General features: G+C 70.5%; 21 protein-coding genes and 1 pseudogene. 13 read left to right on the forward strand and 9 right to left on the reverse strand.

The annotated features are described in order from the left end of the window. Positions 1 to 118: 118 nt before the first annotated feature. Entirely contained in the window at positions 119 to 958 is an 840-nt protein-coding gene (locus ACFVJX_RS13730) for a GntR family transcriptional regulator (RefSeq protein WP_384132979.1), read from the reverse strand. Between the two features lie 259 nt (positions 959 to 1,217). On the opposite strand from ACFVJX_RS13730, the gene ACFVJX_RS13735 reads away from it, so the two are divergent. From ACFVJX_RS13735 to ACFVJX_RS13770, 8 genes are all read left to right on the forward strand, one after another. Further along, entirely contained in the window at positions 1,218 to 2,486 is a 1,269-nt protein-coding gene (locus ACFVJX_RS13735; protein ID WP_384132981.1) for an extracellular solute-binding protein, read from the forward strand. A gap of 35 nt (positions 2,487 to 2,521) precedes the next feature. Further along, positions 2,522 to 3,511 carry a carbohydrate ABC transporter permease gene (locus tag ACFVJX_RS13740; RefSeq protein WP_384132984.1) on the forward strand — a complete coding sequence of 330 codons (990 nt, stop codon included), beginning with the start codon at positions 2,522 to 2,524 and terminating at the stop codon, positions 3,509 to 3,511. After that, the gene (locus ACFVJX_RS13745) at positions 3,508 to 4,347 is read left to right on the forward strand and encodes a carbohydrate ABC transporter permease (protein ID WP_384132987.1); all 840 of its coding nucleotides are present in this window, start codon (positions 3,508 to 3,510) and stop codon (positions 4,345 to 4,347) included. Before ACFVJX_RS13740 ends, ACFVJX_RS13745 begins: the two co-directional genes overlap by 4 nt. A 41-nt stretch (positions 4,348 to 4,388) precedes the next feature. After that, positions 4,389 to 5,978, forward strand: a complete 1,590-nt coding sequence (locus ACFVJX_RS13750; RefSeq protein ID WP_384132990.1) for a beta-N-acetylhexosaminidase — start codon at positions 4,389 to 4,391, stop codon at positions 5,976 to 5,978. Between the two features lie 40 nt (positions 5,979 to 6,018). Then, positions 6,019 to 7,452 carry a cellulose binding domain-containing protein gene (locus tag ACFVJX_RS13755; RefSeq protein ID WP_384132993.1) on the forward strand — a complete coding sequence of 478 codons (1,434 nt, stop codon included), beginning with the start codon at positions 6,019 to 6,021 and terminating at the stop codon, positions 7,450 to 7,452. A 177-nt stretch (positions 7,453 to 7,629) separates the two neighbouring features. Next, positions 7,630 to 8,469 (forward strand): TIM barrel protein, encoded by an 840-nt coding sequence (locus ACFVJX_RS13760; RefSeq protein WP_384132996.1) that lies wholly within the window; start codon positions 7,630 to 7,632, stop codon positions 8,467 to 8,469. A gap of 44 nt (positions 8,470 to 8,513) precedes the next feature. Next, a complete protein-coding gene (locus ACFVJX_RS13765; protein WP_384132999.1) occupies positions 8,514 to 9,413 on the forward strand; it encodes a 2-hydroxy-3-oxopropionate reductase in 900 nt (299 codons plus the stop codon). A gap of 271 nt (positions 9,414 to 9,684) precedes the next feature. Beyond that, positions 9,685 to 11,142: a catalase gene (locus ACFVJX_RS13770; protein ID WP_384133002.1), complete on the forward strand. Its 1,458-nt coding sequence runs from the start codon at positions 9,685 to 9,687 to the stop codon at positions 11,140 to 11,142. A gap of 249 nt (positions 11,143 to 11,391) precedes the next feature. Here ACFVJX_RS13770 and ACFVJX_RS13775 read toward each other — a convergent pair whose 3' ends face one another. After that, positions 11,392 to 11,616: a hypothetical protein gene (locus ACFVJX_RS13775; protein ID WP_384133005.1), complete on the reverse strand. Its 225-nt coding sequence runs from the start codon at positions 11,614 to 11,616 to the stop codon at positions 11,392 to 11,394. Then, positions 11,613 to 12,011: a hypothetical protein gene (locus ACFVJX_RS13780; protein WP_384133008.1), complete on the reverse strand. Its 399-nt coding sequence runs from the start codon at positions 12,009 to 12,011 to the stop codon at positions 11,613 to 11,615. Before ACFVJX_RS13780 ends, ACFVJX_RS13775 begins: the two co-directional genes overlap by 4 nt. On the opposite strand from ACFVJX_RS13780, the pseudogene ACFVJX_RS13785 reads away from it, so the two are divergent. Then, positions 12,004 to 12,105 (forward strand): annotated as a pseudogene (locus tag ACFVJX_RS13785) (GNAT family N-acetyltransferase); the annotation flags it as partial. The gene ACFVJX_RS13780 and the pseudogene ACFVJX_RS13785 sit on opposite strands and share 8 nt — an antisense overlap. Before the next feature lie 709 nt (positions 12,106 to 12,814). Here ACFVJX_RS13785 and ACFVJX_RS13790 read toward each other — a convergent pair. Continuing rightward, complete coding sequence (locus ACFVJX_RS13790; protein ID WP_384133010.1) at positions 12,815 to 14,089, reverse strand: DUF1266 domain-containing protein; 1,275 nt, start codon at positions 14,087 to 14,089, stop codon at positions 12,815 to 12,817. A gap of 251 nt (positions 14,090 to 14,340) precedes the next feature. Continuing rightward, complete coding sequence (gene gcl / locus ACFVJX_RS13795) at positions 14,341 to 16,125, reverse strand: glyoxylate carboligase (RefSeq protein WP_384133013.1); 1,785 nt, start codon at positions 16,123 to 16,125, stop codon at positions 14,341 to 14,343. Positions 16,126 to 16,445: 320 nt separating this feature from the next. On the opposite strand from gcl, the gene ACFVJX_RS13800 reads away from it, so the two are divergent. From ACFVJX_RS13800 to ACFVJX_RS13810, 3 genes are all read left to right on the forward strand, one after another. Continuing rightward, positions 16,446 to 17,180: a hypothetical protein gene (locus ACFVJX_RS13800; RefSeq protein ID WP_384133016.1), complete on the forward strand. Its 735-nt coding sequence runs from the start codon at positions 16,446 to 16,448 to the stop codon at positions 17,178 to 17,180. Between the two features lie 36 nt (positions 17,181 to 17,216). Then, a complete protein-coding gene (locus tag ACFVJX_RS13805; RefSeq protein ID WP_384133019.1) occupies positions 17,217 to 17,753 on the forward strand; it encodes a GNAT family N-acetyltransferase in 537 nt (178 codons plus the stop codon). Between the two features lie 76 nt (positions 17,754 to 17,829). Next, complete coding sequence (locus tag ACFVJX_RS13810) at positions 17,830 to 18,072, forward strand: hypothetical protein (RefSeq protein ID WP_384133022.1); 243 nt, start codon at positions 17,830 to 17,832, stop codon at positions 18,070 to 18,072. A 13-nt stretch (positions 18,073 to 18,085) separates the two neighbouring features. Here the strand turns inward: ACFVJX_RS13810 and ACFVJX_RS13815 are convergent, their stop codons facing one another. Both ACFVJX_RS13815 and ACFVJX_RS13820 read right to left on the reverse strand, forming a co-directional pair. Beyond that, positions 18,086 to 19,693, reverse strand: coding sequence for an AMP-binding protein (locus ACFVJX_RS13815; RefSeq protein ID WP_384133025.1), 1,608 nt, complete (start codon positions 19,691 to 19,693; stop codon positions 18,086 to 18,088). Beyond that, the gene (locus ACFVJX_RS13820; protein WP_384133028.1) at positions 19,690 to 21,366 is read right to left on the reverse strand and encodes an AMP-binding protein; all 1,677 of its coding nucleotides are present in this window, start codon (positions 21,364 to 21,366) and stop codon (positions 19,690 to 19,692) included. Before ACFVJX_RS13820 ends, ACFVJX_RS13815 begins: the two co-directional genes overlap by 4 nt. 136 nt (positions 21,367 to 21,502) lie before the next feature. On the opposite strand from ACFVJX_RS13820, the gene ACFVJX_RS13825 reads away from it, so the two are divergent. Beyond that, a complete protein-coding gene (locus ACFVJX_RS13825) occupies positions 21,503 to 22,345 on the forward strand; it encodes a response regulator transcription factor (RefSeq protein WP_384133031.1) in 843 nt (280 codons plus the stop codon). 260 nt (positions 22,346 to 22,605) lie between these two features. On the opposite strand, the gene ACFVJX_RS13830 is transcribed toward ACFVJX_RS13825, so the two are convergent. Continuing rightward, positions 22,606 to 24,183: a sensor histidine kinase gene (locus ACFVJX_RS13830; protein ID WP_384133034.1), complete on the reverse strand. Its 1,578-nt coding sequence runs from the start codon at positions 24,181 to 24,183 to the stop codon at positions 22,606 to 22,608. Next, a complete protein-coding gene (locus ACFVJX_RS13835) occupies positions 24,180 to 24,902 on the reverse strand; it encodes a response regulator transcription factor (RefSeq protein WP_384133037.1) in 723 nt (240 codons plus the stop codon). Before ACFVJX_RS13835 ends, ACFVJX_RS13830 begins: the two co-directional genes overlap by 4 nt. Positions 24,903 to 24,931: the final 29 nt, after the last annotated feature.

Below are 24,931 nucleotides of genomic sequence, written 5' to 3' on the forward strand. Positions count from 1 at the left end.
GCGTCGGATGTGTCAGCAACAGTGGCGTTTCCCGGTGGCCGCCGCAAGAGGCGCACCGGCCATTGCGCGGTGCGCAACGCCGGTGCGGCGGTCTCCACGCCCGCGGAGCCGCGTGCCGTCAGCCACCGGACTGGATGTCGCCGCGGGTGGACGAGGTGATCGGGTCCCGGTGTGCGAAGTCCCCCGGCGGGATCCCCGGATGGTGTCCGCCCTCGACGGGGGCCACGGCGGCGGCCGGCCCGAGGGCCAGCCGGGAGACGATGCGGTAGCGGTCGCCTCGGTAGAGCGAGTGCACGTACTCCACGGGGCAGCCGGTCGTGTCCGAGGTCAGCCGCTCGAAGAGCAGGGCCGGGGAGAGCTCGGGGACGTCGAGGAGGCGGGCCTCGGCCCGGGTGACGACGGTCGGCTCGATCGCCTGGACCGCCTCGTGGACGTGCACGTCGTGGCGCGCGCGCAGGTGCTCGTACAGATCTCCGTCCTCCAGCTCCTGGGCCGACAGCCCCGGCACCAGTTCGGCCCTGATGTGCAGGTGCTCGATCGCCATCGGGGCCCCGTCGACCAGCCGCAGCCGGGCGACGTAGACGATGTCCGCGGCCGGTGACATGCGCAGCTTGCGGCCGACCCGGGCCCCGGCCTGCAGGGTGGTGAATTCCAGCAGCCGGCTCGACCAGGCCCCGGCCGCCTGCGGGACCGACAGGGCGAGGTCGGCCGAGATCAGCTCCTGGGTGATCTTCTCGGGTGCGACGAACATGCCGCGGCCGTGCTCCCGCACCAGCAGTCCGGCGGCCACCAGCTCGTCGACCGCGGCCCGCAGCGTGGGCCGGGAGACCCCGAGCGTGGCGCAGAGGGAACGCTCGGAAGGGATGGCGTCACCCGGGCGGCGCGACTCGATCAGCTCCAGTACGGCGTCGCGGGCCCGTTCCCGTTTGAGCACCGTCCCCGGTGCGTCGGCGTCCATGCGATGCCCCCTCCTGACACATCCCTCATTGACCAGTTGTGCGACCAGTCGAACCAACTCGGCCACTGGTCAGGTGGATTGTAGCCGGTGCCGAGGCAAACCCAGCGGGCCGATTTTCCCGAAGATCCCCAAAACCCTTTGACACCAAGGGGCTTGACGGCCTCATTGGTCTATGCCACCTTCATCCACCATCAAGAGGTGAGCTGTCCAGTGGGCTTCACTGGTCAGGTGGTCAGGTCCTGTTCTCCAGAGGTGAACCGTGAAGTACCGCTTGCTTGCCGGTGGGTCCGCACTTGTGCTGGCCGCCGTCCTCAGCGCCTGCAGCTCGTCCTCCGACTCCGCCGGATCGTCCGGTGACGGGCGGACGGACATCGATGTGTGGCTGATGCGCGACAGCGTCTCCGCGCAGTTCCAGAAGGAGTTCGTGAAGGGCTTCGAGGACCAGCACCCCGACATCCGGGTCCGGGTCCAGATCCAGGAGTGGGACGGCATCGGCGAGAAGATCACCGCCGCACTGGCCGGCAACGACGCGCCGGACGTCATCGAGAGCGGCAACACCCAGGTCGCGCAGTTCGCCCAGAGCGGCGGGCTGCTCGACCTCAGCGACAAGGTCGACGAGCTGAACGGCAAGGACTGGCTCAAGGGCCTCGCCGAACCGGGGGCGTACGAGGGCAAGCAGTACGGCGTCCCGTACTACGCGGCCAACCGCGTCGTCATCTACCGCACCGACCTGTTCAAGAAGGCGGGGGTCGACGCGTCCGCGATCAAGACCCGTGAGCAGTGGCTCGCGGCCACCGCGAAGCTCGACAAGGGCGGCACGCAGGGCATCTACCTGCCCGGACAGATGTGGTACACCCTGGCCGGCTTCGTCTGGGACGAGGGCGGCGACCTCGCCACCGAGTCCGGCGGGAAGTGGAAGGGCGCCCTGGACACCCCCGAGGCGCTTCGCGGGATGGAGTTCTACGGACAGCTCCAGGCGCTCGGCAAGGGGCCGAAGGACTCCGACGAGGACGATCCGCCGCAGGCCGACGTGATGGCCCAGGGAAAGACCGCCCAGGTGATCTCCACCCCCGGCGGCGCCAACGTCGTCATCGAGAAGAACGCGGACCTCAAGGGGAAGCTCGGCTTCTTCCCGGTCCCGGGCAAGAGCGCGGACACCCCGGGCGCCGTCTTCACCGGTGGCTCCGACCTGGTGATCCCCACCGCTTCCGGCCATCAGGAGGCGGCGCTCACCTTCATCAAGGAACTCACCGGTGACGCCTGGCAGAAGAAGCTGGCCGTCGCCATGAGCTACGTGCCGAACCGGACGACGCTCGCCTCCGCCGTGGCTGACGACCCGGGTGCGGCGGCCATGGCGGTCGGCGCGGCCAACGGCCACGCGACGCCCAACACGCCCGGCTGGGCCGCCGTCGAGGCGGAGAACCCGATCAAGGACTACATGGCCGCCGTCCTCACCGGCGGCGATCCGGCGAAGGAGGCCGCCAAGGCCTCCGCCGACATCACCCGGGCCATGAACACCGCGTCCTGACCCCCGCCCGTCCCACCACCGAGAGGAGGCGTGCCGTGTCGGTCATCCGTGAACGGACCGCACCCCCCAGACCCCGGCGCCGGCCGGCATCGCGCACCCCCTCGTCCGCACCCGCACGCCGACGGCGGTCGGGGGAGCCGCGCGGTCCGTGGCCGTACGTCCTGATCGCACCCGCCGTCGGCGGCATGATCTACCTGCTGCTCTACCCGCTGCTGCGGGCCGTACTGATATCGCTCCAGGACTTCCGGCTGCGCCAGCTGATCATGGGCGACGCGGAGTTCGTCGGACTGCGGAACTACCGCACGCTGCTGTCCGACCCGCGGTTCTGGGAGGTGGTCAGGCGCACCTTCCTGTTCATGGCCGTCAACGTCGTTCTGATCATGGTGATCGCGACGCTGGTCGCCCTGATGACCGAGCGGCTGGGCCGGTTCGGGCGCGGGATGGTCCTCAGCGCCCTGGTGCTCGCCTGGGCCATGCCGGTGATCGCGGCCACCACGGTCTTCCAGTGGCTGTTCCACTCCGAGTTCGGCATCGTCAACCGGCTGCTGACCGAGGCGGGCTTCACCTCGTTCGACCGCTATCCGTGGTTCGCGCACGGCACCGCGGCCTTCTCGATCCTGGTGCTGCTGATCGTCTGGCAGTCGGTGCCGTTCGCGGCGATCACGCTCTACTCGGCGCTCACCACCGTCCCCGCCGAGCTGTACGAATCGGCCCGGCTGGACGGGGCGGGCGCCACCCGGATCTTCCGCTCGGTCACCTTCCCGATGCTCCGGCCGATCTTCATGCTGGTCTTCTCCCTCGAAGTGATCTGGACGTTCAAGGCGTTCGTCCAGATCTGGGTGATGACCCGTGGCGGACCCGGGGACGCCACGACGATCCTGCCCGTGTACGCCGTGCAGACCGCGCTCGCCGGACAGCGCTACGACCTGGGATCGGCCGCCTCCATGGTCACGGTGGTCCTGATGTCCGGGGTGCTCGTCCTCTACTTCCGCCAGATGCTCCGCCAGGAGGACGAATCCCGATGACCCTGCTGCGTCCGAGGCTGCGGCGGATCCCGCTGAACGCCGCCGCCGTACTGACCTTCCTGGTCTGCCTGTTCCCCGTCTACTGGATGATCTCCACCGCGTTCAAACCGTCCCGGGACATCCAGTCCACCGATCCGGAGCTCTTCCCGCACACCTGGACGCTCGACCACTTCCGCACCGCCGTACAGGCCGACGGATTCGGGCTGTTCTGGCGCAACAGCGTCCTGGTCACACTGAGCGCCGTCCTGCTGGCGCTGCTCGTCGCCATCGGTTCGGCGTACGCGGTGGCCCGGATGCGGTGGAAGGGCCGACGGCAGTTCATGCTCATGGTCTTCATCGCGCAGATGGCGCCCTGGGAGTCGCTGATCATCCCGATCTACATCATCTCCCGCGACACCGACATGCTCGACCGGCTGCCGACGCTCACCCTCGTCTACTTCATGATCACGCTGCCGTTCACGATCGTCGTGCTGAGGGGCTTCATCGGGACGATCCCGCCGGAGCTGGAGGAGGCCGCGCAGGTCGACGGCTGCACCCGGACCGGGGCCTTCCGGCGGGTGGCGCTGCCGCTGCTCGCACCGGGGCTGATGGCGACCTCACTGTTCGGCTACATCACCGCCTGGAACGAGTTCGCCTACGCCAACTTCCTGATCATCAAGAACCAGGACAGCCGCACCCTGCCGGTCTGGCTGTCCTCCTTCCAGAACACCTTCGGCACCGACTGGGGCGCCACGATGGCCGCCTCGACCCTGTTCGCCCTGCCCGCGCTGGTCGTCTTCCTGCTGCTCCAGCGCCATGTCACCTCCGGCTTCGCGGCCGGCGCCGTCAAGGGCTGACCGTCCTGAGGGCTGTCCAAGATCCGAATCCGGAGGTCACCGTGCCCGCACCACGCCCCGAACACACCCTCGTACCCCGTCCCCGGAAGGTCTCCTCCCGCCCCGGCCGCTTCACCCTCGACCAGGACACCGGTGTCCGGGCCTACCCGGGCGCCGAGGGCGCGGCCGAACTGCTGCGCGCCCTTCTCACACCCGCCACCGGACTGCCGCTCGCCCCCTCGGCCACCGGCCGGATCGTGCTGGCCCTCGATCCCCAGCTGGGCGGGCTCGGCGAGGAGGGGTACGGGCTCACCATCGGCCCGGACAACGTGCTGCTGCGGGCCCAGCACCTGCCGGGGCTGCTGTGCGGCATCCAGACGATCCGTCAGCTGCTGCCGGCCGAGGCGCTGGCGCCCGGGGCCCGGCGGGGCGGACCCTGGACGCTGCCCTGCGTGGAGATCAGCGATGTGCCCGCCCACGCCTGGCGGGGCACGATGCTCGATGTCGCCCGGCACTTCCAGCCGGTCTCCTATCTGCGCCGGTACGTGGAGCTGATGGCGCTGCACAAGCTGAACACGCTCCACCTCCACCTCACCGACGACCAGGGCTGGCGGATGCCCGTCGCCGCCTACCCCGGGCTCACCGGGATCGGCGGCCACCGCACGCAGTCGATGTCCGGACCGCCGGGCAGCGACCCCGAGACGTACGACGGGGTCGCGCACTCGGGCGCGTACACCCGGCAGGAACTCCGGGAGCTGGTGCGTTACGCGGCGGGGCTCGGAGTGCGGGTGGTGCCCGAGATCGAGATGCCCGGCCATGTGCGCGCGGCCCTGGCCGCCCACCCCGAGCTGGGCAACGACCCCTCGCGGCGGCTGGGCGTATGGACCAGATGGGGCGTCTGCGACACCGTGTTCGGCGTCCACGAGGAGGTCTTCGACTTCTGCCGGACGGTGCTGGAGGAGGTCATGGACGTCTTCCCGTCCCCGTACATCCACATCGGTGGCGAGGAGTGCCCGACCGTCGAGTGGGAGAACAGCCCGGCGGCCCGGCAGCGGGCCGCGGCCGAGGGGCTCCCCGACGCACGGGCGCTGCACGGCTGGTTCATGGGCCGGATCGGTTCGTTCCTGGCCGAGCAGGGCAGGCGGCCGGTCGGCTGGGCGGAGACGGGCACCGAACTCCCCCTCGAATTCACGGTGATGACCTGGCGCGACCCGGCCCACGCACGTGCCGCCGCCCGCCGCGGCCACCAGGTGATCGCCGCACACCACCGGGCCACCTACCTCGACTACGCCCAGTCCGCGGACCCCGGCGAGCCGCCGGCGCAGCCGGGCCCGCCGGTCGATCTCCGGGCGGTGCACGGGGACCGGCCGCTGACGGACGACTGGGACGAAGCCGAAATCCCCCGACTCCTGGGCACCCAGGCCCAGTTGTGGACCGAGTACGTGAGCACGCCGGACCGGATCGAGTATCTGGCGTACCCCCGGCTGTGCGCCCTCGCGGACCGGGCCTGGTCCGGCGGCGGCGACTGGTCCGGGTTCCTGTCGCGCCTCGACGGGCACACGGCACGGCTCGACGCGCTCGGCGTCCGTTACCGCCCCCTGAATCCACGGCCGCTCACGGCCGCATCCCCAGGAACAGCGCCATCCCCGTAGGAACCACTCCCCCACGAACGTTCCGGAGAGGAACAGGTTCATGAAGTCACTCGCGAAGAGCCGGATCCGTGCGGTGGCGGCAGCCGCCGCCACCGTCGCACTGGGCTGTACGGCGCTGGCCGCCGTCCCGTCGACGGCGAGCGCCGCGGACAGCCCGCTGGCCGTGCAGTACCGCACCGGCGCGGCCGGGGCGACGGCCGACCAGAGCGAGCCCTGGCTGAAGGTGCGCAACACCGGCAGCGGGGCCGTACAGCTCAGCGACGTCAAGATCCGCTACTACTTCAAGGGCGAGGCGGCGGGCGACGCCTACCGGTTCGCCTGCTCCTGGGCGGTGAAGGGCTGCGCGAACATCACCGGGACGTTCGGCACGCTCGCCTCCCCGACCGCCACCGCGGACCACTATCTGGAGATCGGCTTCACCGCGGGCGCCGGATCGCTCGCGCCCGGCGCCGACACGGGCGACATGCAACTGCGCTTCTACCGGTCGAACTGGCAGCCCCTGGTGCAGAGCGACGACTACTCCTTCGGCGCCGGCTCGACCTCGTTCGCCGACTGGACGAAGGTGACGGCCCAACTGGGCGGAGCCACCGTCTGGGGTGAGGCCCCGGCGGGCAACGACCCGACCGATCCCACCGATCCGACCGGCCCGACCGACCCGTCGGAGGACGCGCCCACACTCTTCGACGACTTCGACTACAGCGGCCACACCGACCCGCAGATCGCCGCGCACGGCTGGAGTGTCCGCTCGAACTCCGGCGGCCCCGGCGTGCCGGGGGCGACCTGGGCGCCGGAGAACGTCACGTTCGCCACCCAGAGCGGTAACTCGGTGATGAACCTGGAGACTTCGACGGCGGGCAGCGGTGAGTCGACGAAGCAGACCGAGATCCTGACCCAGTCCATGAAGTTCCGGAACGGCACCTACGCGGCACGGGTGAAGTTCAGCGACGCGCCCGTGTCGGGGCCGGACGGCGACCACCTCGTCCAGACGTTCTTCACCATCAACGACCTCAAGGCGCCGATGGCGGACGACTACGCGGAGTACGACTTCGAGTACCTGCCGAACGGCGGCTGGGGCGAGAGCGGCAACATCCTCTACACGACCTCGTGGGAGACCTACCGGCCCGACCCCTGGGAGGCGGTCAACGAGCACACCGAGTCCCGGCAGAGCTACGACGGCTGGCACGACCTGGTCGTGACCATCGACGACAGCGCGATCACCTACTACATCGACGGCCGGCCGTTCGGCACGCACGGAGCGGCGTACCTGCCGGAGCGGGGGATGTCGATCAACTTCAACCAGTGGCTGATCGATCTGGACGGGCAGACGAGCACGGCGCCGCGTTCGTACGACCAGCAGGTGGACTACGTCCTGCACGTGAAGGACGAGGTCCTCACCCCGGCGCAGGTGAATGCCCGGGTGAGTGCCTACCGCACGGCGGGGACCACCTTCCAGGACACGGTTCCGGCCGGGTAGTCCGGTAGCGGGAGCGTCGGGCGGGGCGGGTGGCCGGAGAGCCGCCCGCCCCGCCTTCCGTGTGTCCGGGCACGGCCCGAATTCCGGGCACCCCCTTGACATCGTCCCCACCCCCCGGGCAATCTTCCGTTAAGCAGAACCTAACTTCCGCAATACGGAAGGAGCGCCGAAACCCTCATGGGCTACCCGGACCAGCGCTTCGATGTAAACCTTTCGATCCTCTTCACGGAACTCCCGCTCCTGGAGCGTCCCGCGGCAGCCGCCGCGGCGGGCTTCACGGCGGTCGAGCTGTGGTGGCCCTGGATCGAGACCCCCACCCCTCCGCAGGCCGAACTCGACGCCCTCAAGAAGGCGCTCGACGACGCCGGCACCCAGCTGGTGGGGCTGAACTTCTACGCCGGACAGCTGCCCGGCCCCGACCGCGGCGCGCTCTCCGTGCCCGGCACGGAGTCGGACCGCTTCCGCGCCAATATCGAGGTGGCGGCGGACTTCGCCGCCTCGGTCGGCTGCAAGGCACTCAACGCGCTGTACGGCAACCGCGTCGACGGAGTGGACCCGGCAGTGCAGGACGAACTCGCCCTGGAGAACCTGGTCACCGCCGCCCGCGCGGCCGACCGGATCGGGGCCGTCCTGCTCATCGAGACCCTGAACGAGCCGGAGTCCCCGCGCTACCCGCTGGTCAGCGCACCGGCCGGGATCGAGGTCGTCGACCGGGTCAACGCGGCGACGGGCCTCGGCAACGCGAAGTTCCTGCTGGACCTGTACCACCTGTCGATGAACGGCGAGGACCTCAGCCGGGTCATCACCGCGTACGCCGACAGGACCGGCCACGTCCAGATCGCGGACAACCCGGGACGCGGCGCCCCCGGCACCGGCTCGCTCCCGCTGGAGCAGCTCCTGGACGAGCTGACGAAGGCCGGTTACGCGGGCTGGGTCGGCCTGGAGTACAAGCCGGGCGACCGGCCGAGCGCCGAGTCCTTCGAGTGGCTCCCGGCCACCGCACGGGCCGCGCGCTGACGGCGGACCGTCACTCGCACACACGTTTATCGGAAGGCACCCTCATGAGCAACAACCTCCCCAAGGTTGCGTGGATCGGGCTCGGCATCATGGGTTCGCCCATGTCCGAGAACCTGATCAAGGCCGGTTACGACGTCACCGGTTACACCCTGGAACAGGACAAGGTCGACCGGCTGGCCGCGGCCGGTGGCACCGGCGCCTCCTCGATCGCCGAGGCGGTCGAGGACGCGGACGTGGTCATCACGATGGTGCCCGCGTCCCCGCAGGTCGAGGCCATCGCGTACGGCCCCGAGGGCATCCTGGCGCACGCCAAGCGCGGCGCGCTGCTGGTCGACATGTCCTCGATCACCCCGCAGACCTCCGTGGACCTGGCGAAGAACGCCGCCGAGAAGGGGGTCCGGGTCCTGGACGCCCCCGTCTCCGGCGGAGAGGCCGGCGCCATCGAGGCCGTGCTGTCCATCATGGTCGGCGGCGAGCAGGCCGACTTCGACGCGGCGAAGCCGCTGTTCGACGCGCTCGGCAAGACCATCGTGCTCTGCGGTCCGCACGGCTCCGGCCAGACGGTGAAGGCGGCCAACCAGCTGATCGTCGCGGTCAACATCCAGGCCTGCGCCGAGGCCGTCGTCTTCCTGGAGAAGTCCGGGGTCGACCTGGCCGCCGCGCTCGACGTCCTGGGCGGCGGACTGGCCGGCTCGACGGTACTGGCCCGCAAGAAGGACAACTTCCTGAACAGGAACTTCGCTCCGGGCTTCCGGATCGACCTGCACCACAAGGACATGGGCATCGTCACGGACGCCGCCCGCAACGTCGGTGCCGCACTGCCCGTCGGCGGCGTCGTCGCCCAGCTGGTCGCCTCGCTGCGTGCGCAGGGCGACGGCGGCCTGGACCACTCGGCACTGCTGCGCTCGGTCGAGCGGCTCTCCGGTCAGCCCGTCCAGGACTGACCCGCGCAGATCCGGCCGGGCCCCGAGCGGGCCCGGCCCGCACCACCCCGCCGGGTGCGTACCCCCCGGCCCCACAGACTTCCGGACGGCGTCGGCGCTGACACCTGTCCTGTCGCGCCCAGGCGCCGGCGCCGTCCGGAACACCTCGTCACACCTCTCCATCACGAATTTCAACAAACTGTTGACGTCCGGTTCGGTGCGTACTTACGCTCCTGGAGCTCCAGGACGTCGCAGTTCAGCAGCTCCCCGTACGGAAGGTCGCCCCGACACCATGACGCAGCGTGTGCTTACGACCGAGGCAGGCGCCCCGGTCGCCGACAACCAGAACTCCGCCACCGCAGGCGTCGGTGGCCCGATCCTCCTCCAGGACGGTCACCTCCTGGAGAAGCTCGCCCGCTTCAACCGGGAGCGCATCCCGGAGCGCGTGGTGCACGCCCGGGGCTCCGGCGCGTACGGCTACTTCGAGGTGACGGACGACGTCACCGGCTTCACCCGCGCCGACTTCCTCTCCGAGGTGGGCCGCCGCACCGAGACGTTCATCCGCTTCTCCACGGTCGCCGACTCGCTCGGCGGCGCGGACGCGGTGCGCGACCCGCGCGGCTTCGCCCTCAAGTTCTATACGGACGAGGGCAATTACGACCTGGTCGGCAACAACACCCCGGTCTTCTTCATCAAGGACCCGATCAAGTTCCCCGACTTCATCCACTCGCAGAAGCGCGACCCGTTCACGGGCCGTCAGGAGCCGGACAACGTCTGGGACTTCTGGGCCCACGCGCCCGAGGCCACGCACCAGGTGACCTGGCTGATGGGCGACCGGGGCATCCCCGCCTCGTACCGTCACATGAACGGCTACGGCTCGCACACCTACCAGTGGACGAACGCCGCGGGCGAGGCCTTCTTCGTCAAGTACCACTTCAAGACCAACCAGGGCGTGCGCTCGCTCTCCGCCGATCAGGCCTCCGAGCTCGTCGGCAAGGACGCCTCCTCGCACCAGACGGACCTGCTGCAGGCCATCGAGCGCGGCATGAACCCGTCCTGGACCCTGCACGTGCAGGTCATGCCGGCCGCCGACGCGGCGGACTACCGCTTCAACCCGTTCGACCTGACGAAGGTGTGGCCGCACAGCGACTATCCGCTCCAGCGGGTGGGTCGGCTCGTCCTGGACCGCAACCCGGACAACGTGTTCGCCGAGGTCGAGCAGGCCGCGTTCTCCCCGAACAACTTCGTGCCCGGCATCGGTCCGTCCCCGGACAAGATGCTCCAGGGCCGGCTGTTCGCCTACGCGGACGCGCACCGCTACCGGCTGGGCGTCAACCACACGCAGCTGCCGGTGAACGCGCCGCGCACCGCAGTCGTCGACAACTACGGCCGCGACGGGCTGCACGCCACGCGGTACGGCGCCCGGCACGACAAGAACTACGAGCCGAACTCGTACGCGGGCCCGACGCAGACGGACGCGGCGTTCTCCGCCCCGCTTGCCGTCCAGGGCTGGACCGGCACGCACGAGGCACCCGCCCACACCAAGGACGACGACTTCTTCCAGGCGGGCGAGCTGTACCGGCTGATGTCGGACGACGAGAAGGGCCGGCTGATCGCCAACATCGCGGGCGGCCTGTCGCAGGTCTCGCGCGACGACGTGATCGACAAGAACCTGGCCCACTTCCACGCCGCGGACACCGAGTACGGCAAGCGCGTGGAGGAGGCCGTCCGCGCCCTGCGCGAGGACTGAGCCCTCGGTTGGGCCCCCAAGCCCTGCCCGCGTCGTCGCGCCCACCCGGATGAGGGGTTGCGCGCGGTGCGGGCAGGACGAGGCCGCGGCGGTGTTGCGATACCAGTGCGGTGGTGTGGGCGCAGGCCCGTCTCCTGACCTGAAGGAGCCGGACCTCGCGCCCCCGTCGCGCACCGCCGCGGCCCCTGTTCTTCCCTGAACCAGGGCGTGGAGTACGGATACGGTCCCGTACTCCACGCCCTTCTCGCGTCACGTCCGCGCCCCTGCCCCGATGCTGCGGGCTCCGAGCGCGGCGTGCTGTTCGTCGTCCGCGTCGGCGCGGATCACCGGACCGGTGGCCGTACCCGGATCGATGTCCGCAGCCGTCCACCACAGGCCCAAGTACCTGCCGGCCCAGTCGGTGATGGCGGAGGTCCGACTGACGACGGTGACCGATTGGTGGTCGACCGTCGCGATACGGGTCACGAAGGTCATGAAGCGGACAACTCCTTGAGTGTGTGCAACGTGTCCGCGAGGAGCAGCGCATCGTCGGCATCCAGGTAGTCGAACCGAATGCGGTTGCCACCGCGCCGACCCCGGCAATGCCCGCAGGTGGGCACGGACTCGACGAGCAGCACCTGACCGGTCGCGGAGATGACCCGCTCCAGTTCCCGGGCGAACCGCTCGTGGTCGTGCCAGTCCCCGAGGTCGAGGGCACGCAGCACCGCATCGTCACCGCCGAGACTGCGGTACAGCAGCGTGGCCGCGTCCGTATCGAACAGGCCGATGTCGATGAGGGCTCGGTCTCCCATGGTCTGGATGCCCACATGCCGCTCGACGTCGCTGCGCGCCAGCGCGCGATGCAGTTGCAATGCCGCGTTCTTGGTCAACGGGGTCGCAGGCGACGGAAAGATCGACGCGCTCTACAAGTCATGGGGCTACGAGGACATCGGCCCAGGCCAGCCGTCACCGGCCTCACCGTGATGATCCGTGACACCTCTGAGCCAGGAGAATCGCAACACCCGTCCGCGCGAGGACCGACTCATGCTCTCCAACCAGGCGGCCTTCGACCGAGTCCCGTACGCGCCGACAACCCCCCGCGCAACCGGCTGATGGCGGAAGGCGGAGGCACGTACACACTCAACTCCTCGAAGCAGGTCTCGCCACTCGGTACGCATACTCGGCCCCACCGAAGGAACCGAACTCTCGCGCGGCCACTCCTGGGAGACCGATCCGCACGACCACGCTGGAGGCCGCCCTCGCAAAGCTGCCGTCCCATGGCCCCGCCTCGCAGCCACCACGATCTACAGCTCCCTGGAACCCTGCGCGACACGCGCGTCCCATCCCGGGCCTTGCGCGCAGCTCATCAAGGGTTCCGGCTTGCGACGCGTAACCACGGCCTGGAGTGAGCTGACCACTTTCGTCGCCGGTGCGAACGGAACCGAGGCATTCGAGGATGCTGACGTAACGGTCGTGCCGATGTCCCAGTATGCAAGTGCCGCACAGTCCCCCAATTGGCATCTTCATTGACCGCCAGTTGTGACAGAGCGCCTCCCCCGACTTGACAGGTTGGCGCGACAACCGCTCTCTAAAGCGGGTGTCGCGGGTTCGAGTCCCGTCGCGTGTCGTACGGGGGCGAAATCGATGCAGCCCACGGGATCCCAGAGGGAGCCCGGCGGCCTGCCCGCTCGTCTCAGGTCCAGGGGAGCGTGCGCCACGGGCCGGCCGGGTCCCTGGCCAGGGCGCGGTGGGTCGCGAGGGCAGTCTCATACCATTCGCCGAACTCCTCTTCGTCGAAGTGGAGGCAGCGGCCAAGAATGTAGGCGGCCGAAAAGTTTTCCCACGAGCGGTAGTTGAGCTGGACGAGACGTCCGGCGCGGACCACGGCCGCCTCCGCCTCCGGCAGGGAGCAGAGGCGGGCGGCGAGGCCCCAGCGGGCCATGCCGGAAGCCCGGCCGTAGTCCCAGGCCTCGACGCTTTGAACGAAGCCCCCTTCGGGTAGCAGGTCGTCGGCACGGAACCGTGCCTCGTATCGGGCAATGCGGCCGATCAGCCGCTGCACGCCGCTCACTTGCCCCTCCAGCTCCGCGGAGGTGACGGGGCGGCCCTGGGTGACGCCGTCCGCGGTCAAGCAGGGTTCGGTGGCGGCCTCGGTCCGGCGGCGCACCACATTCGCCGCTGCCTGGCGCCAGTGGTCGACATCGACGGGGCCCGCGAAGTCCAGGGCCATGGAGCGGCGCAGTCGCAGGACGAACTCCCAGACGCCGCTGACCATCCCGGCGCACAGCAGCTGCTCCTGCGTGTCCTGCCAGTCCTGGCGGGTGCTGATGCTCCACCACCGTTCCAGCGTGCGCTTCTCGTGGCGGTAACCGCTACCGTGGTAGGCCATCGAGTTCCAGTAGTGCCCGTTGCGCACGTTGATGTGCGCGCCGGCCGCGAGACCGAAGGCGACGGGACCGCTGCGGGGCCCGCCCGTCTCCAGGGTGTGGACGACGTCCTGGGCCAGCCCCGGCCGTTCGACCGGGGCGAAATGGCGCTGCCACAGGGCGCGGCCCTCCGGCCCGGCCGGCAAGATGCCCTCGCAGGGGCTGCCGGGGTTGACGACGAGGTAGGGCGGGTCGTTTTGGTGCCAGGCCTCCGCGAACCAGCCCAAGTCGTAGCAGTTGTAGACCGGGTCGGCGACGGGCGGTGGCAGCATGCCGCCGGTGTAAACGGCCAGGCACATGGTCTGGGTCTGCGGGCTCCAATAGGGATGGAAGCAGGTGTTGTCCGGGTTCGCGTCGACGTACGCCCGCGACTGCATCATGTACAGGTCGGCCCGGGCGACGAGGTCGTAATATGCGGGCCAGTCGCCGCGCACCTTCGCCTCGTACAGCCCCCGTTCGACCGCGCTCGGCGCCTGCCAGCCCTGCGCTGGGGCCGTCGGACCGGGCAGGGCTCCCCCGTCGTGACCTGCTGTCAAACCCATGGCTAAACCTTAAGGGGTGGCCGGCGAGGCGGTCCGACGTCCACGACTGGCAACAACGACCGCGGAGTGCAACAGCACGCAGGGCCCGTCAACACCGTTGTCTCCCTTGGACCGAACCGGTTGGGCGGCCGTCCGGTCCAACTCCTGGAGCGGGTGTCTCAGATTCGGTTCCGGCCGGGGTACAAGCCGAAAGAGCACCTACGGACCTCCGTAGGTGCTCTTCGCGAAACGGGACCGCAGGCCCAGACGGGTCACGCCTCCGCGAACGGCCGGATCGCTGTCGGCGCGTGGCCCGGCTCCGATGCGACGTCCTCGAACTCGTTGACCGACGCGATGTCCGTACCGCTCATCGCGATGTTCGTGACCCGCTCCAGGATCGCCTCCACGACCACCGGCACCCGGAACTCCGCCGCCAGCTTCTTGGCCTCCTCGAAGGCCGGCAGCAGCTGGTCGGGCTCGGTGACCCGGATCGCCTTGCAGCCCAGGCCCTCGACGACCTTGACGTGGTCCACGCCGTAGGCGCCCAGCTCCGGCGAGTTGAGGTTCTCGAACTCCAGGTTGACCTGGAAGTCGATGTCGAAGTTGCGCTGCGCCTGGCGGATGAGGCCCAGGTAGGAGTTGTTGACCAGGACGTGCACGTACGGGATGCGGTGCTGCGCGCCGACCGCGAGCTCCTCCAGCATGAACTGGAAGTCGTAGTCACCGGAGAGGGCCACGACCGAGCCCTCGGGGTCGGCCGTGGCGACGCCCAGCGCGGCCGGGATCGTCCAGCCGAGCGGGCCCGCCTGGCCGCAGTTGATCCAGTGGCGCGGCCGGTAGACGTGCAGCATCTGCGCGCCGGCGATCTGGGAGAGGCCGATCGTGGTGACGTACCGGGTCTCCGGACCGAAGGCCCGGTTCATCTCCTCGTACACCCGCTGCGGCTTCAGCGGCACGTTGTCGAAGTGGGTGCGCCGCTGGAGGGTCGCCTTGCGCTCCTGCGTGGACGCGGCCCAGGCCGAGCGGTCCTTCAGCCGGCCCGCCGTCTTCAGCTCGCGCGCCACCTCGACGAAGAGCTCCAGCGCCGCCTTGGCGTCGGAGGCGATACCGAGGTCCGGGGCGAAGATCTTGCCCAGCTGGGTGGGCTCGATGTCGACGTGGACGAACTTCCGGCCCTCGGTGTAGACGTTCAGGTGACCGGTGTGGCGGTTGGCCCAGCGGTTGCCGATGCCGAGGACGAAGTCGGACTCCAGGAACGTCGCGTTGCCGTAGCGGTGCGAGGTCTGGAGGCCGACCATGCCGGCGTTCAGCTCGTGGTCGTCGGGGAGGATGCCCCAGCCCATCAGGGTGGGGACGACCGGGACGCCGGTCAGTTCGGCGAACTCCACCAGGAGTTCGGAGGCGTCGGCGTTGATGATGCCGCCGCCCGCGACGAGCAGCGGGCGCTCGGACGCGTTCAGCATCTCGACCGCGCGCTCGATCTGCTTGCGCGAGGCGGCGGGCTTGTGCACCGGCAGCGGCTCGTACAGATCGGGGTCGAACTCGATCTCGGTGAGCTGGACGTCGATCGGCAGGTCGATGAGGACCGGGCCGGGGCGGCCGGTGCGCATCAGGTGGAAGGCCTGCTGGAAGACGCCGGGGACCTGAGCGGCTTCCAGAACGGTGGTGGCCGCCTTGGTGACCGGCTTCGCGATCGAGGCGATGTCGACCGCCTGGAAGTCCTCCTTGTGGAGCACCGCCGTCGGGGCCTGGCCGGTGATGCACAGAATCGGGATGGAGTCGGCGATGGCGGAGTACAGGCCGGTGATCATGTCGGTGCCGGCCGGTCCCGACGTGCCGATGCAGACGCCGATGTTGCCCGGGCGGGCCCGGGTGTAGCCCTCCGCCATGTGGGAGGCGCCCTCGACGTGGCGGGCGAGCGTGTGATGGACCCCGCCGGAGGCCTTGAGGGCCGCGTAGAAGGGGTTGATCGCCGCGCCCGGCACACCGAACGCGTTGCTGACGCCTTCGCGCTTGAGGATCTCAACTGCCGCTCGGGCAGCGGTCATTCGAGGCATTGAGTGCTCCTGCTCGGACCTGGGTGGAGTCGGGCTCTGTCGCGCCACCTGAGAGCACCAATTCCGCATTACGGAAAGTTGATTCTGCTATACGGAAGCAAATCTAAAGTGCGGCCGGACAGCCGTCAAGAGAGGGGGTCTGAGCGACGGGGCCCGGCGCCGCCGGTGCGGAGCGATCCGGCGGGGCGATCCGGCGGGGCGATCCCGCGAAGTGGCCCAAGTGGCTCCCCGGGACCTCGCTCTTGGTGGAGCATGGGGGTACGGAGCGGAGCCGGCCGGATTCCGGGCCTCCCGCGTCCGCGCGGCGGAGGGAGGCCAGGGTGGAGTCGGTGCCGTTACGCTGCCCGGTCTGCCGCCACGACCACATGTACGTCACGCCCGCCTATCCGTGCCCGTGCGGCGCCCCGATCGCCCCACCCCTGCTGCGCGGCGCTCCGGTCACGACGATCACCCACCGCACCTGGAACGAGGACTGGGTGACGGTGCGCTGCCGCTCCTGCGGTCGGCACGACCAGTGGCCGCAGCCCGAGCTGTGCTGCCCGTGCGGTGCGGTGCTGCGGATCCCGGTCCGCCCGGTGGCGTCCCTGGGCCGCGCGCCGGACGGCGGCCCCCATCGGGCGGACCCGCCGGTGCGGCCGTCCCACATCCCGTTACCACGTACGGCATCGGCGCCCAGACCGGCGTTCCGGCCGCTGACGATCCGTACCGCGCGCGACGCGGTCGGCGCCGCCGCGCTGTACCTCAAGTGGCTCGGCTACCGCGAGGTCGTCCAGCCCGCAGAGCGCCCCTCGTCCCGGATCGACCTGCGGGCGGCGGGGCTGATCGCCCAGGTCGACTCCACCACCAGGACGACCGCGCTGCGCGATGTCGAATGCCTGTGGCTCAACGCGCTGAGCACCTCGGTCTCCGCGGTGTTCTTCTCGCTCGCCGGCTACGCGCCGGACGCCAGGGAGCGCGCGGACGGGCTGACCATCCCGCTCTTCGTCATGGACCTCACCGGGACCCCGCAGCCGGTGAACAGCCCGGCGGACGAACTCGTCAGCACGGGCGCCTGAGCGCCGTCCGGGGCGGGGAGGAGTCACACTGGGGGGATGCGCATCCGCCCTGCCCGACGCCCCGATCTCCCGCTGCTCCAGGACATCGAGCGTGCCGCTGGAGAACCCTTCCGCGCCGTCGGCATGTCCGGCGTGGCCGACGACGCGCCGCCGCCCCTGGACGTTCTGGACGAGTACCGGCGGGCCGGCCGCGCCTGGGTGACGGTCGGCGCCGACGACCGGCCGCTGGGCTATCTCCTCGCGGATCCGGTCGACGGCGCCGCCCATATCGAGCAGGTCTCGGTCCACCCGGCGGCCGCCCGGCGCGGACTGGGCAGCGCCCTCATCGACCGTACGGACCGCTGGGCCGCGGCCGAGGGCCTGGCCGCGCTCACCCTCACCACGTTCTCCCACGTCCCGTGGAACGCGCCGTACTACGCCCGGCTCGGCTTCCGCGTGCTGACGGGGGCCGAACTCACCGACGGGCTGCGCAAGATCCGGGCGGAGGAGGCGGAGCACGGACTGGACCGGTGGCCGCGGGTCTGCATGCGCCGCGAAGTGCCGCACCTCACAGAAATCAACCGGCCACAGTGAGTGCTATCGGTCACGTTCGAGCCAGGGGCCACAGATGTTCGGTCCGTTGTCGGTGGCGGGCCTTACAGTGGGTCGCATGGTCTTAACTCCACGGCATTCTCCACCCGATGCGCCGGCGCACGCCCCGCAGCCCGCGTACCTCGCCCAGCCGTCCCACCCCGCCGCTTTCGAGGCGAACGAGGCGATCCGCGCGCTCGTCGACGCCCGTGCCGGGCAGGACTGGTCCTCCGTGGAGTCGGCCGCGTACGAGGTGCTCCTGATCGAGTGGGCCGCCGCCACACAGTCCGCCGCCACGGGCGACATCATCGAAGCCGCCTGACGGCACCCCGGCCCTACCGGCCGTAGTTCTCCCGCAGTTCGATCTTCCGGACCTTTCCGCTGACCGTCATCGGGAAGGTTCCGAGGATCTCCAGCAGGCGCGGCACCTTGTAGTGCGCGAGCCGCCCCCGGCAGAACTCCGTCACCTCCTCCAGGGTCGGCGGGTCCGCCGGGTCCCCGGGAATGACGCAGGCCAGGATCTCCTCGCCGTACCGCTCGTCAGGCACCCCGACGACCTGCACGTCCGCGATCTTGGGGTGGCTGTAGAGGAACTCCTCGATCTCGCGCGGATAGACGTTCTCACCACCGCGGATGATCATGTCCTTGATCCGGCCGACGATCTGCACATAGCCGTCCTCCCGCATCACCGCGAGGTCGCCTGTGTGCATCCAGCGTCCCGCGTCTATCACTTCGGCGGTCCGCTCGGGCTGCTCCCAGTAGCCGAGCATCACGCTGTAACCACGGGTGCAGAGTTCGCCCGAGGCGCCGCGCTCCAGGGTCAGTCCCGTCACCGGGTCGATGATCTTGACCTCGATGTGCGGCATCACACGGCCGACGGTGCCGGTGCGGCGCTCCAGGTCGTCCTCCCGGCGGGTCTGCAGGGAGACCGGGGAGGTCTCCGTCATCCCGTAGCAGATGGACACCTCGTCCATGTGCATCTCGGCGACCACCCGCTTCATCACCTCGACCGGGCAGGGCGATCCGGCCATGATGCCGGTGCGCAGCGTGGAGAGGTCGTACGAGGCGAAGCCGGGGAGGTTGAGCTCGGCGATGAACATGGTGGGGACGCCGTACAGCGAGGTGCAGCGCTCCTGCTGGACGGCCGCCAGTACGGCGGCGGGCTCGAAGGACGGCGCCGGGATCACGATGCAGGCTCCGTGCGAGGTGATGCCGAGGTTGCCCATGACCATGCCGAAGCAGTGGTAGAAGGGAACCGGCAGACAGACCCGGTCCGCTTCGGTGTAGGCGACCATCTCCCCCACGAAATAACCGTTGTTGAGGATGTTGTGGTGGGAGAGCGTGGCCCCCTTGGGGAAGCCCGTGGTGCCCGAGGTGTACTGGATGTTGATCGGGTCGTCACAGGACAACTCCGCCTCGCGGGCAGCGAGTTGTTCTGCGGTCACCGCGCCGCGGGCCGCCAGCAGTTCGTCCCAGCTGGGGGCGCCGATGTAGTGCACGGCTCGCAGCGCGGGGCAGTTGGCCCGGACCTCGTCGACCAGGGCACGGTAGTCGCTGGTGCGGTGCGAGAGCGTGGCGATCAGGAGCGAGATCCCGGACTGCTTCAGCACGTACTCCAGCTCGTGCGCCCGGTACGCGGGGTTGATGTTGACCATGACGGCGCCGATGCGGGCGGTGGCGTACTGGACGAGCACCCATTCCGGGCAGTTGAGCGCCCAGATGCCGACCCGGTCCCCCTTGGCCACCCCGGACGCCATCAGGGCGCGGGCCAGCTCCTCGACGGCCGTGCCGAATTCCGCGTACGTCCAGCGTCGCCCGGAGGCCACGTCCACCAGGGCCTCGCGCTCGCCGAAGGCGTCGATCGCCCGGTCGAGATTGCGTCCGATGGTGTCGCCCAGCAGGGCGGTGGAGCCGGTGCCGTGGGCGTAGGACGGCTCGCTCATGTCAGGTCCCCCTCGGCGTACTCGGCGCCGGTGCCCCGGGCCGTGGCCTCACGCAGCTCGATCCGGCGGATCTTGCCGGAGACGGTCTTGGGCAGTTCGGCGAACTCCAGCCGCCGGATCCGCTTGTACGGGGCGAGGACGGCCCGGGAGTGCTCGAAGAGCACCTTGGCCGTGTCGGGTCCCGGTTCCCAGCCCTCGGCGAGCACGACGTACGCCTTCGGGACGGCGAGCCGTACCGGGTCGGGCGCCGGTACGACGGCGGCCTCGGCGACGGCCTCGTGCTCCAGCAGGGCGCTCTCCAGCTCGAACGGCGAGATCTTGTAGTCGGAAGCCTTGAAGACGTCGTCCGCGCGGCCGACGTAGGTGATGTAGCCGTCCTCGTCGCGGGAGCCGATGTCGCCCGTGCGGTAGTAGCCCCCCGCCATGGCCTCGGCGGTACGGTCCGGGTCGCCGTGGTAGCCGGTCATCAGGCCGACCGGGTGCGCGGACAGGTCGAGGGAGATCTCGCCCTCGACGGCGCCGGGCTCACCGCTGACCGGGTCCAGGAGCACCACGTCGAAGCCGGGGCTCGGGCGCCCCATCGAGCCGGCCTTCAGCAACTGGCCGGGGGTGTTGGCGACCTGGACGGCGGTCTCCGTCTGGCCGAAGCCGTCCCGGATGGTGACGCCCCACGCGCGGCGGACCGTTTCGATGACCTCCGGGTTGAGCGGTTCGCCGGCCGCGACGACCTCACGCGGCGGGGTCTTCAGCTGGGAGAGGTCGGCCTGGATGAGCATCCGCCAGACGGTGGGCGGGGCGCAGAAGCTGGTGATCGCGGAGCGGTCCATCTCGGCCATCAGACGGGCCGCGTCGAACCGGGTGTAGTTGAAGATGAAGACGGTCGCCTCTGCGCTCCACGGCGCGAAGAGATTGGACCAGGCGTGCTTGGCCCAGCCGGGCGACGAGATGTTCAGGTGCACGTCGCCGGGCTTCAGGCCGATCCAGTACATCGTCGACAGGTGGCCCACGGGGTAGGAGACATGGGTGTGCTCGACGAGTTTGGGGCTGGCGGTCGTACCCGAGGTGAAGTAGAGCATCAGCGGTTCGTCGGCGTCGGTCTCCCGGTCCGCCGTGAAGGTCTCCGGCTGCTCGTCCGCCCCGGTGTAGGAGAGCCAGCCCTCCCTCTCCTCGCCGACGCCGATCCGGGTGTAGCGGCCGGGCACCTCGTCGAACTTGGCGGTGTCCACGTCACGGACCAGGACGTGCCGGACCCGGCCGCGCTCCACCCGGTCGCGCAGGTCGGCCGGGCCGAGCAGCGGGGTCGCGGGGATGACGACGGCGCGCAGCTTCATCGCGGCGAGGGCGGTCTCCCACAGCTCGGCCTGGTTGCCGAGCATGACGAGGATGCGGTCACCCTCCCGTACGCCCTGGGCGCGCAGCCAGTTCGCGGCCTGGTTGGAGCGGGCGGACATCCTGGCGAAGGACATCTCGGTGCGGCGGCCGTCCTCCTCCACGATGTGCAGGGCGGTGCGGTCGTTGTTCTCGGCGATGACGTCGAACCAGTCCAGGGCCCAGTTGAAGTGGGCGTTCCGGGGCCAGCGGAAGCCCTCGTAGGCCGCTGTGTAGTCCTCGCGGTGCTTCAGCAGAAAGTCCCGGGCGGCCCGGAACGTCTCCGTCGCACTGGTTGCCGACATGTGCCCTCCTCGTTGCGGACCGGACCGGCCTCTGGGGTTCTAACATGATGTAAACAGTGACCCGGGTCTCACCACCCCCGAACGGGGGTGCCGCGCAGGCAGTGGAGCGTCTGGGGCCGGGCAGGGAGGCGTCATCGTGCCGGAATCCGTCGATGCGGTCGAGATGCAGGCCGCGCTGTTGCGGCTGCGCCGGACGAGCGGGCTGCCCGTGGCGTTCGGCGGGCTGCTGTCGGACACCCGCCACGCCAGGATCGCGGAGCTGAACGGGGCGCACACCGCGGCGCTGCGCGGGCTCGTGATCTCGGCGGGCAGCGGTCTGGGCGGCAAGGCGATCGCTCTGTCCCGGCCCTGCGCGGTGACCGACTACCACTCCTCGCGCCACATCAGCCACGAGTACGACACGGCCGTGGCCGCCGAGGGCCTGCGCTCGGTCGTCGCGGTGCCCGTGGTGGTCCGGCGCAAGGTGCGCGGCGTGCTGTACGGGGCGCTGCGTGAACCGCTCACGCTCGGGGACCGCACGTTCGACGCGGCGGCGTCGGCCGCCCGCGACGTGGAACAGGCGCTGGTCGTCCGGGACGAGGTGCAGCAACTGCTCGCCGTGACCCGGGAGGAGGTGACCGATCCGCGGGCCGTCCCGGAGGCCTGGGAGGACGTCAGGGAGGCGCACCGGGAGCTGCGGGCCCTGGCGCCGAGGGTCATCGATCCGGCGCTGCGCGACGAGCTGATGGCGGTGTGCGGGCGGCTGGCATCGGCGGCCGGTGCCCGGACGCCGAGGTCCCGGGAGGTGCTGCTGGCGCCGCGCGAGGTCGATGTCCTGGCCTGCGTCGCGGCGGGCGCGACGAACGCGGTGGCGGCGGACCGGCTCGGGCTGCGCCCGGAGACGGTGAAGGGCTATCTGCGCTCGGCGATGCGCAAGCTGGGCGCGCACACCCGGCTGGAGGCGGTCGTCGCGGCCCGGCGGGCCGGGCTCCTGCCGTAGGGGCCTCACCGAGGTTCAGCGGGCGGGTCTCCTGCCATAGAGCTCTCGTCACGGGCCCGGCGGGCCGGGCTCCTGCCATAGAGCTCAGGCCCGGCGAGCGGGGCTCCTGCCGTAAGGACCTCACCGAGGCTCGGCGGGCAGGGTTTCCTGCCGTAGGGGTCTCGTCGCGACCCGGCCGGGCAGGGCTTCCTGTCGTGGGCCCCCCGCCGCGACTCAGCGGCCAGGGCTCCTGCCGCACGGCGCTCGGCGGACCGGCTGGATCAGGGAGCCGGGCCCACGAGGGGCCGGTGGACGGAGCCGGTGTCCGTGCTGTCCCGGGCGAGGCCGTCCAGGAGGAGCAGCCGGAAGGTGCACCCTTCGCCGGGCGCGGTGTCGAGTTCCAGTCGCCCTCCGTGGCTTTCGGCGATCGTGGAGGCTATGGCCAGGCCGAGGCCCGAGCCGCTGTCACGCGGGGCGCCGGAGGCCGTGGGGGCCCGGTAGAACCGGTCGAAGACCTGCCCCGCGTCCCGTGAGGGCAGTCCGGGGCCGTCGTCGGCGATCTCGATGACATGGGCGAGGGCGCCGCACGGCAGGGCCGGATTGGCGCTGGTGCGGCCGGGCCGGTCGGCGCCTCCGGCGCGCGGGCCGGCCCGCAGGCTTCCGACGCGCACCTGGATGCCGGTGCCCGGCGGGGTGTGCGTGCATGCGTTGTCCAGCAGGTTGGACACCACCTGGGCCAGCTGGTGGGGGTCGCCGGAGCCCTCCACGACGTCGAGCTCGTCCGGACCGCCGGCACCGGCCGGCCGGAGCGGGGCGAGGGCGACGCGGCGCGCCGGGTGGCGCACGGCGGAGGCGGCGATGGCGTCGGCCGCCAGCGAGAGCAGATCGACGGGCTCCCGTTCCGCGGTCGGTACGTCGCCGAGCTTGGCCAGCAGGAAGAGGCTGTCGACGAGGCGGCTCATGCGGTCGGCGTTCTGCGCGATGAGTTCATGGGCCTCACGGCTGCGGCGCGGGGACATGTCCGGGTCTTGCAGGAGGAGTTCGGCGAAACCCTGCAGGGAGGTCAGGGGGGTGCGCAGTTCGTGTCCGGCGTCCGCCATGAAGCGCCGCAGCCGCCGCTCGGTCCTGTCCTTGCGGTGCAGGGCGGCACGCAGCTGGTCCAGCATGGTGTTGAAGGCGATGCCGAGGCGGCCGACCTCGGTGTCCTGGCTGGTCTCGGCGACGTTCTCTTCGAGCGCCCCGCCGGTGATGCGCCGGGCGGTGTGCTCGACGCGGGTCAGCGGTCTCAGACCGAGGCGTACGGCGACGCCGCCCAGCACCATGACCGCCGTCGCCGTGACCGCGCCGATGGCCAGGCTGAACCAGAGCAGCCGGGAGGTCGCCTCCTGGACCGAGTCCAGGGGCAGGGCGACGACGGCCCGCATTCCGTCGGGCCCGGAGTCGGCGACCACACGCCAGCTGCCTCCGCCGTCCACGGAGGCGACGGTGCGGGGCGATCCGTCGGTGGGGTCGCCCCGGGAGAGGGTGCGGGACAGCCGCGGCTCGCCCCGGCCGCTGCCGAGCGAGTCGGGCAGCAGCCGGCCGTGGGCGTCGTAGAAGTAGACGCGGAAGTCGGAGGGCAGGGCCTCGTGGGCGGCCCGGTGATCGGGTGCGGTGCCGTCGGCGATGTCCCGGTAGGCGGGCGGGGGCGGCCGGAAGTCGGTGAGCCGGTCGTCGACCTGCCCCATGAGCCAGGCGTGCATGAGCGTCAGCCCGGTGGCCTGGCAGACCAGAACCGCCCCGGTGGCCAGGACCGTGGCGATCAGGACCAGCCGGGTGCGCAGCGAGCGGGGCCGCAGCCGCTTCGGGACCCCTCTCACACCGTTTCCTCCCGCGGCAGCCGCAGGCAGTAGCCGACGCCTCGTTCGGTGTGGATGAGCTGTGGTCCGCAGCGGTCGATCTTGCGGCGCAGGTTCTTGATGTACGTGTCGACGATTCGGGTGTCGCCGGCGAAGTCGTGGTGCCACACCCGTTGCAGGATCTGCTGCTTCTCCAGCACCTTCTCCGACTGGGACAGGAGGCATGCGAGCAGCCGGAACTCCGTCGGGGACAGCGGCACCCGCTGCCCGGCGCGGTGTACCTCGTGCGCTTCCTCGTCGAGGACGACGTCGGCGTAGCGCAGCGGCGAGGGCTCTGCGGGTGGTGCGGTGCGCGGCCCTGCGCTGCGGCGGAGGATGGCGCGCACCCGCAGCAGGACCTCCTGGACGTGGAACGGCTTGGTGACGTAGTCGTCACCGCCCGAGCTGAGGCCGATGATGCGGTCCTCGACGTCGGTGCGTGCGGTGAGGAAGAGGACCGGGGTGTAGACGCCCCGGGCGCGCAGTTCACGCGTCACCGTGAACCCGTCGGTGTCGGGGAGCATCACGTCCAGCACGATCAGATCCGGGCCGCCGCGGTCCGTTGCGGACAGGGCGTCCTGTCCGGTTCCCGCCGACGCGACGGAGTAGCCGGCGGCGTGCAGGGCGGAGGTGAGCAGGGTGCGGATGCTCGGGTCGTCCTCGACGACCAGAACGCTGTGCCGGGCTGATGACGCGGTCACGGCTGGTGCCTTTCGTCCGGATCGGGCTG

This window comes from Streptomyces sp. NPDC127177 (assembly GCF_042672475.1).
Lineage (GTDB): Bacteria > Actinomycetota > Actinomycetes > Streptomycetales > Streptomycetaceae > Streptomyces.